Source organism: Bifidobacteriaceae bacterium (assembly GCA_031281585.1).
Classification (GTDB): Bacteria; Actinomycetota; Actinomycetes; order Actinomycetales; family WQXJ01; genus JAIRTF01.
The window spans coordinates 1-19,475 of record JAITFE010000009.1; the positions used below are offsets into that span (position 1 = coordinate 1).

Annotated in this window: 6 protein-coding genes; 5 read left to right on the plus strand and 1 reads right to left on the minus strand. The window is 68.3% G+C overall.

Annotation, left to right across the window (positions count from 1 at the left end; all coding sequences use genetic code 11):
• The first annotated feature begins 84 nt into the window (after positions 1–84).
• From LBC97_00475 to LBC97_00485, 3 genes are all read left to right on the plus strand, one after another.
• On the plus strand, positions 85–1,920 hold the full coding sequence (locus LBC97_00475) for a hypothetical protein (GenBank protein MDR2564535.1): 1,836 nt from the start codon (positions 85–87) through the stop codon (positions 1,918–1,920).
• A 169-nt stretch (positions 1,921–2,089) separates the two neighbouring features.
• On the plus strand, positions 2,090–3,064 hold the full coding sequence (gene galE / locus LBC97_00480) for a UDP-glucose 4-epimerase GalE (protein ID MDR2564536.1): 975 nt from the start codon (positions 2,090–2,092) through the stop codon (positions 3,062–3,064).
• A 172-nt stretch (positions 3,065–3,236) separates the two neighbouring features.
• A complete protein-coding gene (locus LBC97_00485; protein ID MDR2564537.1) occupies positions 3,237–13,778 on the plus strand; it encodes an Ig-like domain-containing protein in 10,542 nt (3,513 codons plus the stop codon).
• 253 nt (positions 13,779–14,031) lie between these two features.
• Here the strand turns inward: LBC97_00485 and LBC97_00490 are convergent, their stop codons facing one another.
• Positions 14,032–15,879: a sodium:proton antiporter gene (locus LBC97_00490; GenBank protein ID MDR2564538.1), complete on the minus strand. Its 1,848-nt coding sequence runs from the start codon at positions 15,877–15,879 to the stop codon at positions 14,032–14,034.
• Between the two features lie 591 nt (positions 15,880–16,470).
• Between LBC97_00490 and LBC97_00495 the strand changes: the two genes are divergently transcribed.
• Both LBC97_00495 and LBC97_00500 read left to right on the plus strand, forming a co-directional pair.
• Positions 16,471–17,850 (plus strand): glutamate decarboxylase, encoded by a 1,380-nt coding sequence (locus LBC97_00495; GenBank protein ID MDR2564539.1) that lies wholly within the window; start codon positions 16,471–16,473, stop codon positions 17,848–17,850.
• A gap of 39 nt (positions 17,851–17,889) precedes the next feature.
• Complete coding sequence (locus LBC97_00500) at positions 17,890–19,419, plus strand: amino acid permease (GenBank protein MDR2564540.1); 1,530 nt, start codon at positions 17,890–17,892, stop codon at positions 19,417–19,419.
• Positions 19,420–19,475 lie beyond the last annotated feature (56 nt).

A 19,475-nucleotide genomic window follows, 5' to 3' on the forward strand; every position in this document is an offset into this window, starting at 1 on the left:
AGCGGGAGCTTTGAGATCACGGTGAAGTCGATCGCGTCGGGTCAGGCGGTTGTGCATGTGAGGTCGAGTGGTCAGACTTCGGTGGTGTTGTCGCAGTCGAGTTGGGAGACGGGTTGGGCTGAGGCTTCGACGAAGGTGGTCGTGGCGACGGCGGGGGGCCGGTGGTCGGCGTCGTCGTCGGCGTCTTGGCTGAGGGTCAGCCCGGCTTCGGGGGACAGCGGCGGGTCGGCGACGTTGACGGCGGCGAGGAACGGGTCGACGGAGCCGAGGTCGGCGACGGTGACGTTCACGGCTGATGGGACGGGCCGGCAGTTCGCGGTGTCGCAGGACGGTGTCGCGGACGACCACGGGAACACCCCGGAGGCGGCGACGCGGTGGGATTTGGCCGGGTCCCCGGTGGCGTCGGGGGTGTTGGAGGTGGGCCCGGACGTGGACGTGTTCTCGTTCGAGGCGCCGGTGTCGGGGACCTACAAGTTCACCTCCGCTGGGACGGGGAACGTGTCGGGGTACCTGTACGACGCGTCCGGCAAGCAGATCGCGTACAACTTGGACTCCGGTCCGGGTTCGGACTTCTTGGTGTCGCACGCCCTGACGGGCGGGGATGGGTATTTCCTGGCGGTGAGGAACTCGAACCAGTCGGCGTCGAACTCGAACACGGGCGCTTACACGGTGGCGGCCGAGGTGCCGCAGGCCGCGGTCGTGTCGGTGTCCGCGGCCGACTGGGCGGCCCCGCAGACGGGTGGGTCGTCGGAGGTGGTGGTGACGACCAACCGGGGTTCGTGGTCCGGGGTTTCGTCGGAGTCGTGGCTGACGTTGAGCCCGAGGTCTGGTTCTTCGGGCCGGTCGGCGGTGTTGACGGCCGCGTTCAACGCGTCGACGGAGGCGAGGTCGGCGACGGTGGTGTTCACGGCCGACGGGGCGCGGGCGGCCGTGACGGTGTCCCAGGCGGGCGTCGTGGACGACCACGGGAACACCGCCCAGGCCGCGACCCGGTGGGACTTGGCGGCGGCCGCGGCGGGGAGCCTGGAGGTGGGCCCGGACGTGGACGTGTTCTGTTTCGAGGCGCCGGTGTCGGGGACCTACAAGTTCACGTCCGCTGGGACGGGGAACGTGTCGGGGTACCTGTACGACGCGTCGGGGGCGCAGATCGCGTACAACCTCGACTCCGGTCCGGGCTCCGACTTCTTGGTGTCCCACGCCCTGACCGGCGGTCAGGGGTATTGCCTGGCGGTGCGGAACTCCAACCAGTCGGCGTCTAACCGGAACACGGGCCCCTACACGGTAACGGCGGCCGTCCCGGCCGGGTCGTGGGTGTCGGCCTCCGCGTCGGGGTGGGCGGCGCCGCAGACCGGCGGGGCGCTGACGGTCGCGGTCGCGACCAGCGGGCAGTCGTGGTCGGGGTCCTCGGACGCCTCCTGGGTGACCCTGTCGCCCCGGTCGGGGTCCCCGGGGCGCCAGGCCGTCCTGACCGCGGCGTTGAACCCGACCCCCCAGCCCCGCACCGCGACCGTGACGTTCACCTCCGACGGGGCGAGGGCGTCCGTCACCGTCCACCAACCCGGAGCGGTCGACGACCACGGCAACACCCCCGCCGCCGCCACCGAATGGGACCTCGCCGCCGCCCCGGCCGCGTCCGGGGTCCTCGAAACGGGACCGGACGTCGACGTGTTCACCTTCACCGCGCCCGCCACCGGGACCTACAAACTCACATCCGACGCGACCGGGAACGTCTCCGGATACCTCTACGACCAGGCCGGCAAACAAATCGCCTACAACCTCGACTCCGGACCCGGCCTGAACTTCCAAATCACCCGGACCCTGACAGCCGGGGAAACCTACCACCTCGCCATCCGCAACTCCAACCAAACCCAAACCAACACCAACACCGGCCCCTACACCATCACCGCCACCCACACATAAACCCACAACCCCCGTCCCCGCCCCGGCGGCCACCACCACCGGGGCGGGGTCCGGGAGGGCGATTCGGGACCTATGTCAATAACGGTGGGTGGGGCTTGCGGTTGGGCAAGACCTCATTTGGCGCGCGCTTGGGAATTGGGCCCAGACGGCGGGCCGTAGGGTTAAAGGCATGTCGATTTGTGTGACCGGCGGGGCCGGGTATATCGGGGCGCACGTGGTGCGTTTGTTGCAACGAGCCGGCCACGAGGTGATCGTGATCGACGATCTGTCTTACGGCGACGCGGCCAGGGTTGGTCCCTCTGAGCTGATCCAGCTTGACTTGGCCGACACGGCCGAACTGCCCAGGTTGCAGGCAGCGCTGGACGGGTGCACGGCGGTTGTCCACATTGCGGGCCGCAAACAAGTGGGCGAATCGGTCGAGCGACCGGCCTGGTATTACCAACAGAACATAGGCGGAATGGCAAACCTGCTGTTGGCGATGCAGGCGCAAGATGTGGACCGACTGGTGTTTTCGTCATCGGCGGCGGTTTACGGGCAACCAAAGGTGGACCGGGTGCGGGAAGACATAGAGCTCCAGCCGATCAACCCGTACGGGGAATCGAAACTGGTGGGCGAATGGCTGGTGCGGGACGCGGCCCGGGCGTGGGGGCTGCGCGGCGTCAACATGCGGTACTTCAACGTGGCCGGCGCTGGCTGGGACGACCTGGGGGATCCGGCGGTACTGAACCTCATCCCGATGGTTCTCCAGAAGCTTTACGAGCACCGCGCGCCCGCCATCTTCGGGGACGACTACCCAACCCCGGACGGCACCTGCGTGCGGGACTACATCCATGTTGTGGACATCGCCACGGCGCACATGATCGCCATGGACTATCTGGAGCGGGATGTGCGGCCGTTCGACGCGTTCAACATCGGCACGGGCGCCGGCACCTCGGTCCGGCAGGTCATCGAAATGGTTGGCGAGGTCACCGGTCTGGACACCACCCCGGTGATGGAGCCGCGCCGCCCCGGCGACCCGCCGGTCCTAATCGGCGCGGTCGACCGGATTGAGCAGACCTTCGAATGGAAGGCCCAGCACGACCTCCGGTCCATAGTCGACTCGTCCTGGCGGGCCTGGCAGGCGGGCCCGAAGCGCATTTCCTGAGCCGGGGCTCGGAAGGGTTTTTCGCCGGGATTTCTGCGCGGCGCGTGGGTAATAGCCCCCAGATTGCCGCAAATGAAAGCCTTTTGGTGGGTAGCTTGTCGGCTAAGTAGGCCCCGATGCCGCGAGCCGCCCCCCAACTCGGTCTCGCGCTGAGAAGACTGAGGAACCCCAAATGTCCCCTGCAGCCCCCTCCGATCACAGTTCGTCGAGCCGTCTTGCCGCCGCCACCCGCTGGTTGAAAGCCGGTCTAAACGCGGGCGGCCCCGCGCTGCCGACCCGGCCCGGCAGCCGCCGGGCTCACCGGATCCTGGCCATGGCCGTGGTCTTCGCCACGGCCGCCGCCGGCGCGGTGGTGCTGCAAACGCGGCAAAGTGCTGAGACTTCCGAGGCGGTGACCTATCTGAACTCGTTCAACGGGGTGTTCTCGAAGGACGATCTGTGGATGGTGGGCACGGGGGACTGGTACGTGCGTCCCGCCTATGTCTCGCAGCCGTGGACGGCAACCTCTGAGGACTTCAATGATCGGACGGAGCAGGGGTATTACAAGACCGGGGACGCTGACGGCTCCGCTTGCGGTTCAGCTGCTGCCTACTGGCAGAACCTCGCGATGGGGCCAATCCTCATTGCGCAAGGCGACAACCGCATCGCCCAGGTGGGTTGGGACCAGGCAGGCGGAGACGCCGGAGTCGTCTTCTCGGGCAACGGCAATTGTTACACCATCCCCGATATGACGCCGTCTGCGGCTGCTTTCGACACGACTTGGGGGGGCGAGGTCAACCAGAAGACCGGCGAGATCTACATGATCAACTCGGCGACGGAGGACTTCGACGGCGACGGGGTCAATCCCGGGTCAGACACGACCGACCCGCAGTTCCAACTCATCAAGATCGTCAACAACGGCACACAAGCCGCGCCGTCCTTTGCGGTGCAGTACTTGGCGGCGTCCTCCACGGCTCCGCCCGCGCCCGGCGCCAACACCCTCGCGCAGGCCGCTTTTCTGGCCGGGAAGGGCACAGCCGCCAGTTTCGGCGGCAACTGGGGCCTCGGCAGCGACATGGCGATCGACGCCAATGGCAACGCCTACCGCATGGCTCGTTTTGACCTGAGCGGGACAACAAACGATGTGTGGGCACTTGTGCGCTTCAACGTCCCGCGCAACGCGGACGGCACACCGAGTTCGACAGGCTGGACCTACAACGTGGTCAAGGTCCTAGACAACACTGCGGCAGACAGCGTTTGGGGCATGGCCTTCCTGAATGGCGCCCTCTACACTGGGCACGCCAGCGACGCGATCCATCGCTGGGACCCGATCTCCGGCACCAGCGAATACCTGGGCAACCCAATTCCGCTGCGGGACCTGGCCTCGGCGCAGATGGCGCCCGTGATTGAGGGCAGGGTTTACCGCGACGTCAACGGCGACGGTGTGATCACACCTGGTCAGGACACCGGGTTGGGTGGTGTGACGCTGGAGATTTGGCAGCAGGTCGGGACGGCGGCACCGGTTTACCGGGGACCCTTGACCACGGACACCGACGGAACCTATTCGGCGCTTTTGCCGTCCGCGCGGGACACGTTCTACATCCGGGTGGTGCCCAGCACGGCCGCGGGGATCAACGTGGGCCAGTCCTACGCCTCGGCCGGGACCTACGGGACCGGCGGGGCCGTCAACGTGGTGACACCGCTTTGCTTCAGCACTGAGGGCGACTACCGGGAGCAGACCGCGTCCGGACCGTGCCGGGGGGCCAGGGCGGACGGGATAGACCCTCCGACCATCACCAGCCCGATCGCCGCCACAGGCGGCGCCAACACGGTCACCAAGATCGAGATGAACTCTGACTCGGCGGTCGTGACCGCCGACTTCGGTTTGAGCACGGGCCTGTCCTGGGGCGACGCGCCCGACACGTACAAGACCAGCAACGCGAACGAGGGCCCCTACGGCGCGCCGGACGCGCTCTATCTGGGGGAAAAGCTGAGCCATTACCCGGATGGGGCGCCCAGCGAGACGGCATCGGACCATGACGCGACCGACGACGGGCTGTTCGTGACGCCGAAGCAAAACGACAACACCTACGAGGAATCGGACTGGGTGCTGGCGCAAAACCAAGTCCTGGCGGTGGGCGTCCCATACCGGTTCCGGGTGAAGATGTCCGGGGCGGCCGTCCCCGGCGCGTCGGCCAAGGCGTGGCTGAGCCCGCTGACCGGCCACGGGCAGGCGGCCGAAACCCTGTCCAGCGCGCTCCTGGGCGGCCCGGCCGACCAAAACGGCTACGTTCACGGCGAATACACGGTTCCCGCGACCGCGCCGGCGGGCGGCCTGGCCAACGTGTACGCGCGGGCCAGGGTTGGCCAGGACAGCAACTTCACGCAAGACTCCCGCGGCACCGGCGACCCGGCCACCACCGCGTGGGTGCCGCGCGGCGAAATCGAGGACTACCGCCTGGCGATCGCCAACGGCGTGCTGCGCATCAAAGCCAGGACCACGGGCGGCCAGGCGGCCCACGTCAACCTGAGCGTGAGCAACGTCTTGGCCACAGCGCCGTCACAAACGCAGGTCAGCCTGCTGACCAACGCTGACGGCAGTTTTGTGCGCTCGCCGGCGGCGCTCGCGATCGTGAACATGGCTCAGCCGTCGACCATAACCACCACCGGAGTGGGGCCGGCCTCGGCAACCGGTCTGAACGGGTGGAAGCTCATGGCGAACGCAACCCGCTGCTATAACTCGGTCACAGGCGCCGTGATACCCGCCACCGCGACCAGTTCCGAACTCGGCGTGACCGCGTTCAGTTCCATGTTGCAGGACGTGACCTGCGAGTTGACCTATGGGGCCGCGGTTACCGGCCAATATTCGACGCTTGAGGTGACGCCGGTGCCGGATCCGGCCAGCCCGTTGACAACCGGCCCGGGCGCCTACCAGGTCAAGGTGACCGCCCACGGTTACGTGACGGACGCCGAGGGGCAGACCGTCGAGGTGCCGGTGCCGGGAGTGGAGATCGCCTTCGCGCTCGATCCGTCGGCTGGCGACGCCACGCTGGACGGCGCTTTCTTCGCCCCCAATTCTGACCGGACCTACACCTGCGTCCTGAACGACCAGGGCGAATGCACGGTCACCGTCCAGGCGAAGCACCGGGGCGACTATTTGGTGAGCGCGAAGGCTGAGGGGGGAACGGTCGACGTCGGCTCGGCGCACCTCTATTTCACCGAAGGTAATCCCAGCGAGGACCAGTCCTACGCCCAGATCACGCAGAGGGAGAACCAGTTGGCGGACTACCAAGCGCCTGGAACCTCGCAGGCGACCTGGGGCAAGCAGACCATCACCGTCAGCGTTCGGGACGCGTTGCGCGAGCCGGTGACGAGCGCGGCCGGCGACCTGTCGGTGGCGGCGGCCACCGGCGATCTGTGGAACGGCGAGGGGCTTGGTTTCTCCGACGGCGGCGCTTTTGTCTGCGCCGAAACACCCCAGAACGGCGCCTGCTACAGCGGCGACTACCAGGTGGTCGTCTATTCGGCCAGGGCCGGCGAGCGCCAATTGGTGGTGACGCTCGGCACGGGCGCGAACGCCTTCCCGATCAAGAACATTGGCGATTCGACCACGGTATTGAAGACCACGTACGCCACGCCGCCGGTCAGCGCCACCGATTCGACTCTGATCGTTTCGCCGTCGGTGCCGGTCAACGATCCGGACAGCCGCACCGGCGCGCCCGATGGCGTGCCAAGCCTTATCGACGTCGGCTCGCCTTACAACGTGACGGTGACGACATGGGACTCCGGGCGCAATAACAAGGTCGGGAACGTGTCGTTCGCGTTGGTCCTCGCGGGGGCCGATTGCCACGGCACTTTCCCGGACGGCCAGACCACGACCACCCTTTCCACTTCGGAGCTGGGCCGGTACCCAACGACGGTGTCTTCCAGCCAGGCGGGCTCCTGCACGCTGACGGCCACGTTGACCGGCCCGGGCACCGCGGTCGGCGGGTCGCCGAAGACCCTGCGCTGGGGCGACCCGATAGTGGATCCCGGCAACCCGAACACGTGGTTTGACGTGTCAACCGATGAGGTGGTGGCGGATGGCGCGCATTACGGCACCGTCACCGCCTCCCTGTACGGCACGAACGGCCTGCCGGTCACCACCGTCACGGACCTGCACGCCAACGGCCCGGCGGGCGGCGGCGTCACGGTTGGCACGTTCACGCATCAAGGCAACGGCGTCTACACCGCCTCCTTCAGCGGGGTGGACCCGGGCGACAAGCTGATCCAGGTCTTCCAGGACGCGCAGGGCATTCCGGTCAAGGCCCAGGGCGGCAACGACACGGCCCACCTGATCCCCGGCCCCGGCACGGCGGCGACGTCCTGGCTGGTGCAGCCAACGGACAGCGCGGTGGCGGATGGCGTCGCCACCATCACGATCGGGGCCCGCGTTTTCGACAAGGACGGGCATCCGGCCGACCGGGGCTCGGTCGCGTTCACCATCGACACGGATCTGGCGGTCGGCACCACCCAGGGCTCGGCCGTGATCACGGCCCAGGTCAACTCCGCGGGCTGGGCTGAGATCAAGGTCACGTCTCGCAAGGCGACCTCGGTGCACGGCGTCTACGTGGTCACCGCCACCATTGGCGGCGAGGCGATCAACGCCGTCCGGGGCGAGGATGAAGCCGCCGAGTTGCGCCGCGACGGCAAGGTCAACCCGGTCTTCATAGCCGGCGACCCGGACCCGTTGAAGTCGGTCTTGACGGTGCCGACCGCTGCGGGCGGCGCCACCAAGGTGGCCAACGGCACCGAGCAGCACCGCGTTCAGATCCTGGTCAAGGACGCCAACGACAACCCGGTGCCGGACGCGTCGATCCAGTTTGACTACACCTGCGTTGGCCAGGCCGGCTACACCTGCTCCGGGAGCTGGACCGGGGTCCACACGGGCGCGGACGGGATCGGCTATTACGACTGGTCCACCGCCAAGGCGTCCACTTGGACCATCGCCGGCTTCTTGGGCGCGGACCAGGTCCAAGGGTCTCCTGGGACCGCCGTCTTCAAGCCCGGACCGCCGGTGGGCGGCCCGGACAAGACCCGGCTGGAGCCGCCGGCGGCGGCCGCGCGGGCGGACGGATCCGACACGCAAACGGTGCTCGCCTACGTGATTGACGGCCAGGGCAACGCCATCCCGGACGCGAGCGTCAGTTTCACCATCCCGGCGAACGTCACCGCCAACGGCGTGACCGGCCCCGGACCGGTGGCCGCCACCACGGACGCGGACGGGATTGCCCGGCTGGTGGCCGTCTCCGGCCTGGTCGGCGTCTACAGCGTCACGGCCACCGTGACGACTGATTCGGGAACAATCAACATCACCGAGGGCTCCCCGGCCCGCATTGAGTTCACCAACACGCAACTCGACCTGTCGGACTCGGTGCTGACGGTCACCACGGCCCCGGCCGTGAAAACCGTGCGCAGCGAATACCACCAGGTCAAGGCGGATTTGATCGACACGACCGGCCAGCCCTACCAGCCGGCCACCACGGTGGTCTTCGCCTACCGCCTGGGCACCACCGGCGCGTGGACCAACGGGCCCGCGCTCACCACCGCCGCGGGCACGGTGACCTGGACTGACTTCACGGTCGCGATCGCCGGCACCTACCAAGTCCGGGCGACCGTCGGTGGGGTTCAGGTGGGGGCCATCCAGGAGGCCAAGTTCGGCCCCGGACCGGTCGACGCGGCCGCGACGTTGGCTTCGCTTTACGTCGACTCGACTCCGCGGGCGAACGATGGCGTGGCGACCGTCCCAGCGTCCATGAAGGCCCAGGACGCGGACGGCAACGCCGTCAAGAACGTGCCCCTGTCATTCGAGCTGCTCTACGCGGGGAACGGCCCGGTGTTCACCTCGACAAACGGGAAGACGGCATCGGGAACCTCTGGCGACGACGGCTTGGTGCACGTGTCGATCACGTCCCTGTACGAGGGGCATTTCGACGTGCGCGGCCAGATCGGCGCTGACCTATCCGGGGCGCCGTACCCCAAGGCGAACTTCACGGTCGACGTGCCGGATCCGGCGCGGTCCAGCTTCTCGGTGGCGCCGACCGCCGCAAACGCCTCTCCCGCCCAGGTGATCGCGGACAATTCCGACTCCTACACCGCGACAATCGTGCTGCGCAACGCCGCTGGGGTCGCCATCAACGGCGTGGGCGGAACGCTGTACTTCACGCCGAAGGGCATCCCCGGCGCAACCGAACAGACCGTCCCGTTCATAGTGGGCGTGAACGGCGCGCCGCAGGGCACGGCTGAGGTGGTCTTGAAGACCCTCAAAGCCGGACTGTGGGATGTGGGCGTGAAGATCGGGGCGGACCCGGTGGCAACCCAGCCGCTTGGGACCGTCACCACGGTCGAGGTCGAATTCGTGCCGGGGCCGATCGCCCACGGCGCGGACCGCAGCCGCCTGGTCTCCCCGACCGCGGCCGCCAAGGCCGACGGGACGGACACCCAGACGGTGACCGCCCACGTGATGGACGCGAACCAGAACCCCTACAAAGCCGCCGATGTCGTCTTCAGCCTCCCAGCCAACGTCAAGTCCGGGACGCTGACCGGCGAGGTCACAGTTCGAACCGACGACCAGGGCGTCGCCCGGCTGGTCGCCACTTCGACCGTGGTCGGGGAGTACAACATCACTGCTCGGGTTGGGTCGGTCGCGTTGACCCACAGCTCGCCCGCCAAAGCGCGCTTCACCAACGCCGACCTGAGCTTGCCGAACTCGAAGTTCACCATCCCGACCGCCGGGACCGAGAAAGTGGTGCTGAGCGAACACCACACGCCGAAGGTGGAGTTGTTTGACGCGACGGGCAACGCGTATCTGCCCGCGACCAGCGTGACCTTCAGCTACAAGCTCGCCTCCGCGAGCACCTGGACCGCTGGCGCGACCTTGCCCACGTCAGGCGGGGTGGTGACCTGGACTGCCTTCACAGTCGCGGCGGCGGGCACGTATGACGTCAAGGCCGAGGTCAGCTCCGGCCAGGTCGGCGGGGTGCTGCAAGCCGCCTTTGGGCCGGGGCCGATCGACTTGGACCTGACCAGGGCGTCGTTCTGGCATTCGACCGGCGCGGTTTTGTCTGACAACCACGCGACCCATTCGGCCAGCATTGTGGTCCAGGACGCCTCAACCAACCCGATCCGGAACCAAGCGGTCACATTCACGCTCGACCCGGCCAAGGCCGCCCACTTTGTGGATCAGGCGACCGGGGCCGACTTGGGCAAGTCCGTCAATGTGTTGTCCTCGGACGTGGGCCTGACCCGGATTTGGCTGGCGGACGGGACCCCGGAGACCACGCACCTGACCGTCGCCATTGGCTCGGATCAGGTTGGGGAGACCGACTTCCAGTTCTCAACGGACGCGCCCTCGGCCCTCAACTCCAGTTGGGTGGTCACCCCCGCCGGCGCGCAGGTGGCCGACGGCGTGGCCGCGTTCACCGCGACCGTGACGGTCCGGGACGCCACCACCCCGACGCCTTTGCTGGTGCCGAACGCCGAGGTTGCCTTCGAGGTGCCCGCCCAGGTCCGGATAGTCGAGGCCGGGCCGTACCTGACCGGCTCGAACGGCCAGGTCACCGTCCACCTCACGTCTGAGATCGCCGACACCTACCCGGTGCGGGCGCTGATCGGCGGGGACGGGATTGCGCCCGATCCGACTTCGATCACATTTGAAGCCGGTCCGATCAGCTTCGAACCGGGCAAGACCACTTTGCGGGGTCCGGGCGTCACCGCCGTGGCCAACGGGACCGCCCGCCTGGCAGCCACCGCGACCGTGCGGGACGCGAAGGCCAACCCGGTGGTGGACGCCGTTGTCGAGTTCTCGGTGCCGGCGGGGTTGACCGCCAAGACCGCTGCCGGGGACCTTGCGGGTCCCGCCGTGGTCGAGGTCGCCGTCGACCCGGTCACAGCGGTCGCCGTCCTCGAATACGTCACCACGGTGGCGGACTCGTATGAGGTCACCGCCCGCGCCAAGAAGGGCGCCGCCGGCGCCTACGGCGACATCACCGACGGGTCGCCCGCCACGCTGACCTTCACACACGGTCCCGTGTCGGCTGCGACCTCGGTCATCGCCAAAGACCGCCCCGGCCCGCTGACGGCCGACGGCGTTCAGGCCTACGGCGTCACCGTCACGCTGCTGGACGCGGAGGGGAACGCGCACACGCAGGCCGACGTGCCGGTCCGGGTCACGTACACCCTGGGCAGCCAGACCACTGAGGAGGACTTGCTGACGAACGCGGCCGGGATCGCCTCAACTAGTTTCGCCACCCCCGTCGCCGGGCATTGGCAAGCCACCGCGACGGTCGCGTCCGCGCCCGTGGGAGTCGGCTCGCCACTGCCCCTGGACTTCGAACCGGGACCGGCGGACCCGGACGTGTCCGTTTTCTCCACCACGACGGGCAACGTGCTGGCCAACGGGACCGCCGCGCATTCCGCTTGGGTGGTTGTCACGGACGCGCAAGGCAACCCGGTGACCGGCCGGACCGTCGCCTTCGCGGTGGCGACCGGCGCGCCCGCAGTGGCCGGGCCGGTCCTGACCGGCGGCTCGCCGTCCGCGACCGCGGTGAGCTGCGATCCTTCGGCCGCCGACGCGCCAACCTGGTGCGACCAGGCGGGCAAGGCGCTGGTCTATGTGACCTCCAACGAGCCGGGCTCCTTCGCCGCGTCGGCAACCCTGGAAAGCCAGAACGTCAACGGCTCGCCCAGGGACGTCACCTTCGAATCCGGGCCCGCTGACGAGGTGACCTCCAGTTACACCATCACGCCGCTGGCCAGCACCGCCAACACGGTGTCGGTGCCGGCGTCCGGCGCGGACCCCTACACCGTCACAGTGACGGCCCGGTCGGTGGCCCAACTGCTGGTGCCGGGGGCCCAAGTTCGCCTGGACGGGCTTGACCCGGCCGTCGCCGTCAGCCCGGCGGAGGCCGGCTTCACCGGCACGCCCGCCAGCGCTAACTTCGGCACCTTCACCTGGCAGTTGACCTCAACCCAGGCGGCGGCGTTCACCGGGCGCGTCCAACTGCTGACCGTTGACGGTTGGCAAAACGTCGGCGAGCCGTTCTTGGCCCGCTTCGGCGCCACCGACCCGGTGGCGGGCAACTCCCGGCTGTCCATCCCGACAGCGGCCGGCGGGGCCACCAAGGTGGCCGACGGGTCCCAGACCCACCGCGCCGAAGTCGAACTGCGGGACGCGAACCAAAACCTCGTCCCCGGAGCCCAGGTTGTGTTCACCTGGAGCTACCCCAACGGCGGCGGGACGGAGAGCGGGACGTACCAGACGGCATCGGGCAACAATGGCGTGGCGGTCTTCGAATTCAGTTCCACCAAGGCTGTGACCTGGACCATCGCGGCCACGGTGGGCGGTCAGGCGGTACTGGACTCGCCGCGGCAGGCGGACTTCATCGCGGGGCCGCCGGCCGGCGCCACCAGCGAACTGATCTCCCCGCCCGCAGCCGCGCGCGGCAACGGCGAGGGCGTCCAGGCCGTCCAGTTGATCCTGCGGGACGCCAACGGCAACACCGCCGGCTGCTGGGACGGGGCCGTGGAGGTCCCGTGCGACGCGGCCTTCACCATCCCGGCGGGGACGTGGGTCAGCCAAGGGGCGACGCGGATCAGCGGCCCGGCCACCGTGGTGGTGCAGGCGGGGCTCTCACGGGCGGCGACCGGCGCGGGCCTGGCGGTGATCGAGCTCTACGGCGACATGGGCCAATGGCAGATCTTCGCCTCGGTCAACGGGGAACCGGTGACCAGGGCGGACGGGGTCGCGGACCTGAATGGTCAGCCGCGCCCGGCGGTGATCAGGTTCACGGACGCGATCGCGCCCGGGCAACCGACCCTTGACCCCTCGGACGGCCACCACATCTCCGGCTCGGTCGACCAAGGCGACCTGCTGGACGCGGCAGAAGGCGAGCTGGTCGCCGTGGTGGTTGACCCCGCCACGGGCGACGAGTTGGCCCGCTGCGCGGTCGGGCCGGACGGCACGTTCGACTGCGAGTTGGCCGGACTGGAGGATGGGACGGAGATCCGCGTTCGCATCGAGGATTCGGCCCACAACCCGTCCGGGCAGGTCGGCACCGTGGTGGACGCGGTGGCGCCGGGCGAGCCGGTGCCGGGACCGTCCGACGGGACGGAGATCGGCGGCAAGGGCCGGGAACCCGGCGACGCGATCATCGTCACAGATGAGGACGGCGAGGAGCTTTGCCGCGCGGTTGTCGGCGAGGACCTGGCCTGGTCGTGCGAACTCGACCCGCCGCTGGATGAGGGCGACATGGTGACCATCATTGAGCGCGACCCGGCGGGCAACGCGACCGAGGTGCCTTGGCGCATCGGCGTGCCGCGCGTGGTGATGGGGACCCCGGTGCTGGAGCGCGGCGCGACTCAAACCGCCACCGGGTTCAACTTCCAACCCGGCGAGGAAGTCACCGCCGTGATGCATTCCGATCCGGTCGCGTTGGGTGCCGCCACCGCCGATTCCGACGGGAAAGTGGTGTTCACCTGGACCATTCCGGAGACGGCGGCAATCGGGTCGCACCAGGTCGTTTTGACCGCACCGCTATCTGGCGAGGCCTCGGCCGACTTCGTGGTCCAGGCGCTCGTGTTCACCGGCGCCTCGGGGATGGTCGGCGCCATCGGATCGGCCCTCGGCCTGCTGGCGGCTGGCTTCCTGCTGCTCCTGGCGGCGCGCCGCCGCCGGCGGGAGGAAGGGACGGCCTGAGCGCCGCGTTCTGACGGGAGGCGCGTTCTAGCGGGGGTGTGGGCGGTTCTGGTCGCAGACGTGGGTCGCCATTGACCCACGCGACTTACACCCTAACCTCTTCGCGCGCGGTGCCCCGCACGAACTTGGGTTGGTCCTGAGAAGTGGGGACGGCACCTGTTTCCGGCAAGCCGGAAACAGGTGCCGTCCCCACTTTCCTTCGGCAGGGCCGCCGCCGATCCTCTTTCCCATGCTCTCCGCCTTCTTGGGCTCGTCAGACGTCCACGGCCAGTTCCTCGCGGTCTAGTTCGGCCAGTCCCTCCTCGACTATGGCCGAGGGGAAGGAGCCTTCGCGCCGGGCCTTGGTCAAGTCCGCCCGCATGGTTCGGATCGCGGCCAGACGCAGTTCGCGCAGTTCCTCGCGGCGCTCGCGCTCTTGGGTTGGGGCCGATCCGGGCGCGGGCGGCTCGTCCACATTGGGCACCGTCACCCAGCGCAGGGTCTGGCGCGCCAACTCGACGGCGCGGGGCGTGTAGGGCGCACCGGACGCTTGGCGGGGAGGCGGTCGGTCGGCATCGAAAAACTGGGTGGCCGCGTCCGCCAAACGGTGGCGCAGAGCGATTCGCCACGCCTCGGTCTGAGCGGGGTCCTCGCCCCGCAGACGCAGAGCTTTGAGCAGGGCCGGGAGGGTGCCGCCCTGCAGGACCAGCGACACGCAGGCCACAACGAAAGCAATCAGAATCAGGGCGGGCCGTTCAGGCGTGTCCAGCGGCAGGGTCTGGGCCGCCGCCAAGGTCACCACCCCGCGCAACCCGGCCCATTCGAGCACTGCGCCCTCGCGCCAGCCCAGGCGGCCGGGCGCCGGGAACGGCCCGCCAGACGGGTAGCCTGCGCGCTGGCCACCCGGCGCGGGCTTTGCGGGCGGCGGGCCGCCGTCCTCCGCCGAAGCGTCGGCGAGTGTGTGGCCAGGTGGTTCGGCGTTGCCGCGGAATGGGGGGTCTGAGCGGCGGCCGAGTTTGGCCGTTGCGGGCGCGCCGTCCGTTGCGGCGGCGTTGGCGTGTGTTTGGCCAGGTGGTTCGGTGCCGCCGGGGGACTCGGTTGGCTGCCGACTGCCCCGATATCTCCGCACGTGATCTTGCCGCTTGCGGCGGCCCAGCCAGCCGAGCGTCGCAAGGGTGCACAGGCCGCGCACGGCGAGCACCGCCGCCAACGCCACGGCAGCGGTGGCGAGCGCCCGGCCAACCGAATCGTTTTCGCCTTGAAAACCCTGGTAGAGGCCGAATACCTGGAGGCCCATGGCCCCGAAGACGGCGCCCTCGGCCAACATGTCCACAGTCTCCCAGTTGGTCGCCTGGGCCAGGCGGTTGCGGGCAGACACGAACCGGGGCGCGCCTTGTCCCACTATCAGTCCGGCCACCACGACCGCGACCAGCCCCGATGATCCGAGGTGTTCCACGGGCAGGTACGCGGCGAACGGCACCAAGAAGGAGAAAACGGTGTGCAAGGTGGGATCCTGGATCCGGCGGCCGACCCGCAAAGCGAGCCATCCGACCACCGCCCCCACCGCGCTGGCAGCGCCGATGGCCCACGCGAAGTTCCAGGCCACAACGGGAAAGGAGACCGTCGCCGCCAAGGCGGTGCGCAGCATCACCAGCGCGGTCGGGTCGTTCAGCAGCGATTCTCCGCTCAGCAGGGTGACAACGTGGGGCGGGGCGCCCGCTTCGCGGATGATGGCTGTCGCCGCCGCGTCGGTCGGGGAGACGATCGCCCCAAGGGCTATGGCCACATTCAGGGGCACGGTCGGGAAGACCAGATGAACTGCGAATCCGGTGATCACAGCGGTGGCGATCACCAGGACCACCGAAAACACGGAGATGGCGCCCAGGTTCCGCTTGAGGTCGATCAGGGGAGTCCTGATGGCGGACGAATAGAGCAGCGGCGGCAGGATTCCGCCCAGAACCCATTCGGGGTCCACCTCCACCGCGGGCACGAACGGTGCCAGAGACACCGCCATGCCCAGCGCAACCAGGAGCAGCGGCGGCCCGACGCGCGTCCACCGACCGAGCGCGTTGGCCGCGAGTATTGCGCCCACCGCCAAGACCACCAAGATCACGGTTTCCATGACCTTTAGGCTAAGCCGCCGGTGAACAACCGGCCTCCGGCTGTGTTGGCTTGGTCAGCGCCAAGCGCTGACCTGAGGAAACACGGAAGGCGGCCGCAGTCCTCAGGCTGGGGCGGCGGCTTTTCGCCACCGCCCCAGAACGCCATGCGCTGGCCTTCACGGTGGGAACGGCCAAACTGCCCACTGGACAGGTTTCTACGCGGCGAGGGGACGCTCTTCAAGACGTCCTGAGCCCGGTTAAGTTCCACGGCGGCGTGCCACTGCAACTTCCGGGCTCTTCGTGATCCACCGCTGGATCACGAAGACGTTCTGGGTTGCACTGGAGGCCGCCGGGGGGGCGGGAGGGCTCCGGAAGCGACTTTGATCGCGATCGTGATCCACCAGCGGATCACGAAGACGTTTTGGGTCGCATCACACGCCCGTGGCGGCGGCCTGAGCGCTTGGCGCCCGCCCTGAGGCGACCAAAAGGTGACCAAAGCCGGGGACGCCGGGACGCCGCCGGGCGGCGGGAGGCAGACTGGGGAACTCCGTCGCGGAACTGGCCGAACCGGCCGCACCGACCCGTGATGCCTGAAACGTGAGGAGAACCACATGTTGACCGTCCGAGACTTCACCGAGATCAACCCGATGTACGCGCGGCCGGGAGAGCCGGTCGCCGCGCCCAGGACCAAACTGGGGGACGTCGAACTGCTGCCGGAGACGGCGTACCAAATGGTCCACGACGAATCCATGCTGGACGGCAACGCCCGCCTCAACCTGGCCACCTTCGTCAGCACCTGGATGGACGATTACGCCAACCGGCTTTACGCCGAAGCCTTCGACAAGAACGCGATCGACAAGGACGAATACCCGCAGACCGCGGCGATTGAGCAGTACTGCTGGCACATGCTGGCGGAACTGTGGCACGCGCCGAATCCGGCGAACACGATTGGAACCTCCACCACGGGGAGTTCGGAGGCGTGCATGCTGGGCGGGTTGGCGCTGAAGCGCCGCTGGCAACAGCGCCGGCGGGCGGAGGGCAAGCCGACCGACAAGCCGAACCTGGTCATGTCGGTCGGGGTGCAGGTGTGCTGGGAGAAGTTCTGCAACTACTGGGACGTGGAGGCCCGCCAGGTGCCGATCAGTCTGGACCACAAGGTGCTAGACGGCTCCGACCTGGACAAATACGTCGACGAGAACACAATTGGCGTGGTCGCCATCATGGGCGTGACGTACACCGGCATGTACGAGCCGGTGGCTCAAATCGCCTCCGCCCTGGACCGCATCCAACTGGAGACCGGCTTGGACATCCCGATCCACGTGGACGCGGCGTCCGGCGGGATGATCGCCCCGTTCTGCCAGTCCGACCTGGTGTGGGATTTCCGACTCCCGCGAGTCGCCTCGATTAACACGTCCGGGCACAAGTACGGCTTGGTCTACCCGGGCCTTGGCTGGGTGGTCTGGCGCGACCAGTCGCTGCTGCCGGAGGATCTCATCTTCCGGGTCAGCTACCTGGGCGGCGACATGCCCACTTTCGCGCTGAACTTCTCCCGGCCGGGCGCGCAGATCCTTCTCCAGTACTACATGTTCTTGCGCCTGGGCCGGCCCGGCTACACGCGCGTTCAGGAGGGCTCCTTGGACGTGGCGCGCTTCCTCGCCATGTCGATCGGCCAGATGGAGCAGTTCGAGCTTTGGAACGACGGCTCCGACATCCCCGTCTTCGCCTGGTCGCTCCGCGAGGATCCGGCCCGCAAGTGGTCGCTCTACGACCTCTCCGACCGCCTGCGCATGCAGGGCTGGCAGGTCCCCGCCTACCCCATGCCGAACAACCTGCAGGATCTCACCGTCCAGCGGATCGTGGTCCGCAACGGCATGTCCATGGATCTCGCGGACCGCTTCATGGCCGAGTTTGCCGCCGCCGTCGCCTACCTCGACAAACTAGACGGCCCGCTTCCACAGCCCGCCAGCCAGCCGGTCGCGTTCCGGCACTGACGGCCGCTTCGGATACCGAGGAACGCCGAGGAGTCTTGCATGGCAGTCACAGATTCTCATCCGATCATTCCCACGCCAAGTTCGGGCCCGGCGCCTGGTGGGGACGCCGCGCCCGCCCCCGCGCCCGATGCCGTTGGGTCGCCCCCGCCGCCAACCTCGCCCGCCGCCAACCGAGCGTCGGGCGCCTACCTGAGCGTGTTCAACATCGCCATGATGACCACGGTGACGGTGATGTCGTTGCGCTCGCTGCCGACCATCGCCACGTACGGGCTGGGCTCGGTCACCATGTTTGTGGTTCCGGCCATTTTGTTCCTGGTGCCGACCGCGCTCGTCGGCGCGGAATTGGCGACCACGTGGAAGGGAGGGGTCTACGTCTGGGTGCGGGAGGCCATGTCCAACCGCTGGGGCTTCGTGGCGATCTGGTTGCAGTGGATTCAGAATGTGGTCTGGTATCCCACGCAGTTGGCTTTCATCGCGGCTTCGATCGCGTTCATGGTGGGCGTGCCGTCGCTGTCGAATTCGGGTCTGTTCACCGCGGTTGTGATCCTGGTGGTCTATTGGGTCGCCACGGTCATCACACTGCGGGGCGGGAACCTGTTCGCCAAGGTCTCGTCTTGGGGCGGGGTGATCGGAACCCTCATCCCGGCGGCGCTGCTGATTGTGCTGGCGCTGGCCTGGTTGGCGGGCGGCACCCCGTCGCAGGTGCCGCTGGAGGCCCGATATGTCATACCGCCCTTCACCGGGATCGGCTCGATTGTGTTGGTGGTCTCCAATGTCTTGGCTTATGCCGGCATGGAGGTCAACGCCGTCCACGCCGGTCAGATGCGCGACCCGCGCCGGGGCTTCACCAAGGCGATGGCGCTCTCGATGGTCCTGATTCTGCTGGTCTGCATCCCGCCCACGATCGCCATCGCGATTGCGGTCCCGCAGAATCAGCTGGGTTTCACCAACGGCATCAACATGGCCTTCCAGATCTTCTTCAACCACTTCCACATGAATTGGGCGACGTACGTGCTGTCCGGGGCCATCGCCCTGGGCGCCATCGCCTCGGTTGTGACATGGGTGGCCGGCCCTTCGACGGGGCTGCTGGCGGCGGCCCGCACCGGCCTGCTCCCACCCGCGCTGCAGAAGCGGAACAAGCACGGCATCCAGGACGGCATCTTGGCTCTTCAGGGGCTGATCGTCTCCGCCCTGGCGTTGATCTTTGTCCTGGTCCCGGACGTGTCGAACGCTTTCATCGCGTTGGTTGACATGGCCACCGCGTTGTATTTGATCATGTATCTGCTGATGTTCGCCGCGGCGTTGCGGCTCAGGCGCACGCAACCGAATGCCCCGCGCGGCTACCGCGTACCGGCCATGGGCCTGGTCGCGGGCGTGGGCTTTGTGGGGTGCCTGGCCGCGTTCGTCATGGCGTTCATCCCGCCCACGGGCCATTCGGCCGTGGCCCCATCCGCCTATCCCTGGCTGGTGGCTTTGGTGGTGGTTGTGCTGGGCGTCCCGCCGCTGCTCTTCTACCATTTCCGCCGCCCGCGCTGGGACCGGCGCCCCCGCTCCGCAAACCGGCCCTAGCGCCGCCCCACCCGCGCCCGGCGGCGACCCGGGCAAGGCGCCCTGCGGCCTGCGGG

What these genes read in the sequence shown, in the direction of transcription:
- LBC97_00500 (MDR2564540.1), top strand. Translation starts at nt 17,890, where the DNA reads ATGGCAGTCACAGATTCTCATCCGATCATTCCCACGCCAAGTTCGGGC.
- LBC97_00495 (MDR2564539.1), top strand. Translation starts at nt 16,471, where the DNA reads ATGTTGACCGTCCGAGACTTCACCGAGATCAACCCGATGTACGCGCGG.
- LBC97_00485 (MDR2564537.1), top strand. Translation starts at nt 3,237, where the DNA reads ATGTCCCCTGCAGCCCCCTCCGATCACAGTTCGTCGAGCCGTCTTGCC.
- LBC97_00490 (MDR2564538.1), bottom strand. Translation starts at nt 15,879, where the DNA reads ATGGAAACCGTGATCTTGGTGGTCTTGGCGGTGGGCGCAATACTCGCG.
- galE (MDR2564536.1), top strand. Translation starts at nt 2,090, where the DNA reads ATGTCGATTTGTGTGACCGGCGGGGCCGGGTATATCGGGGCGCACGTG.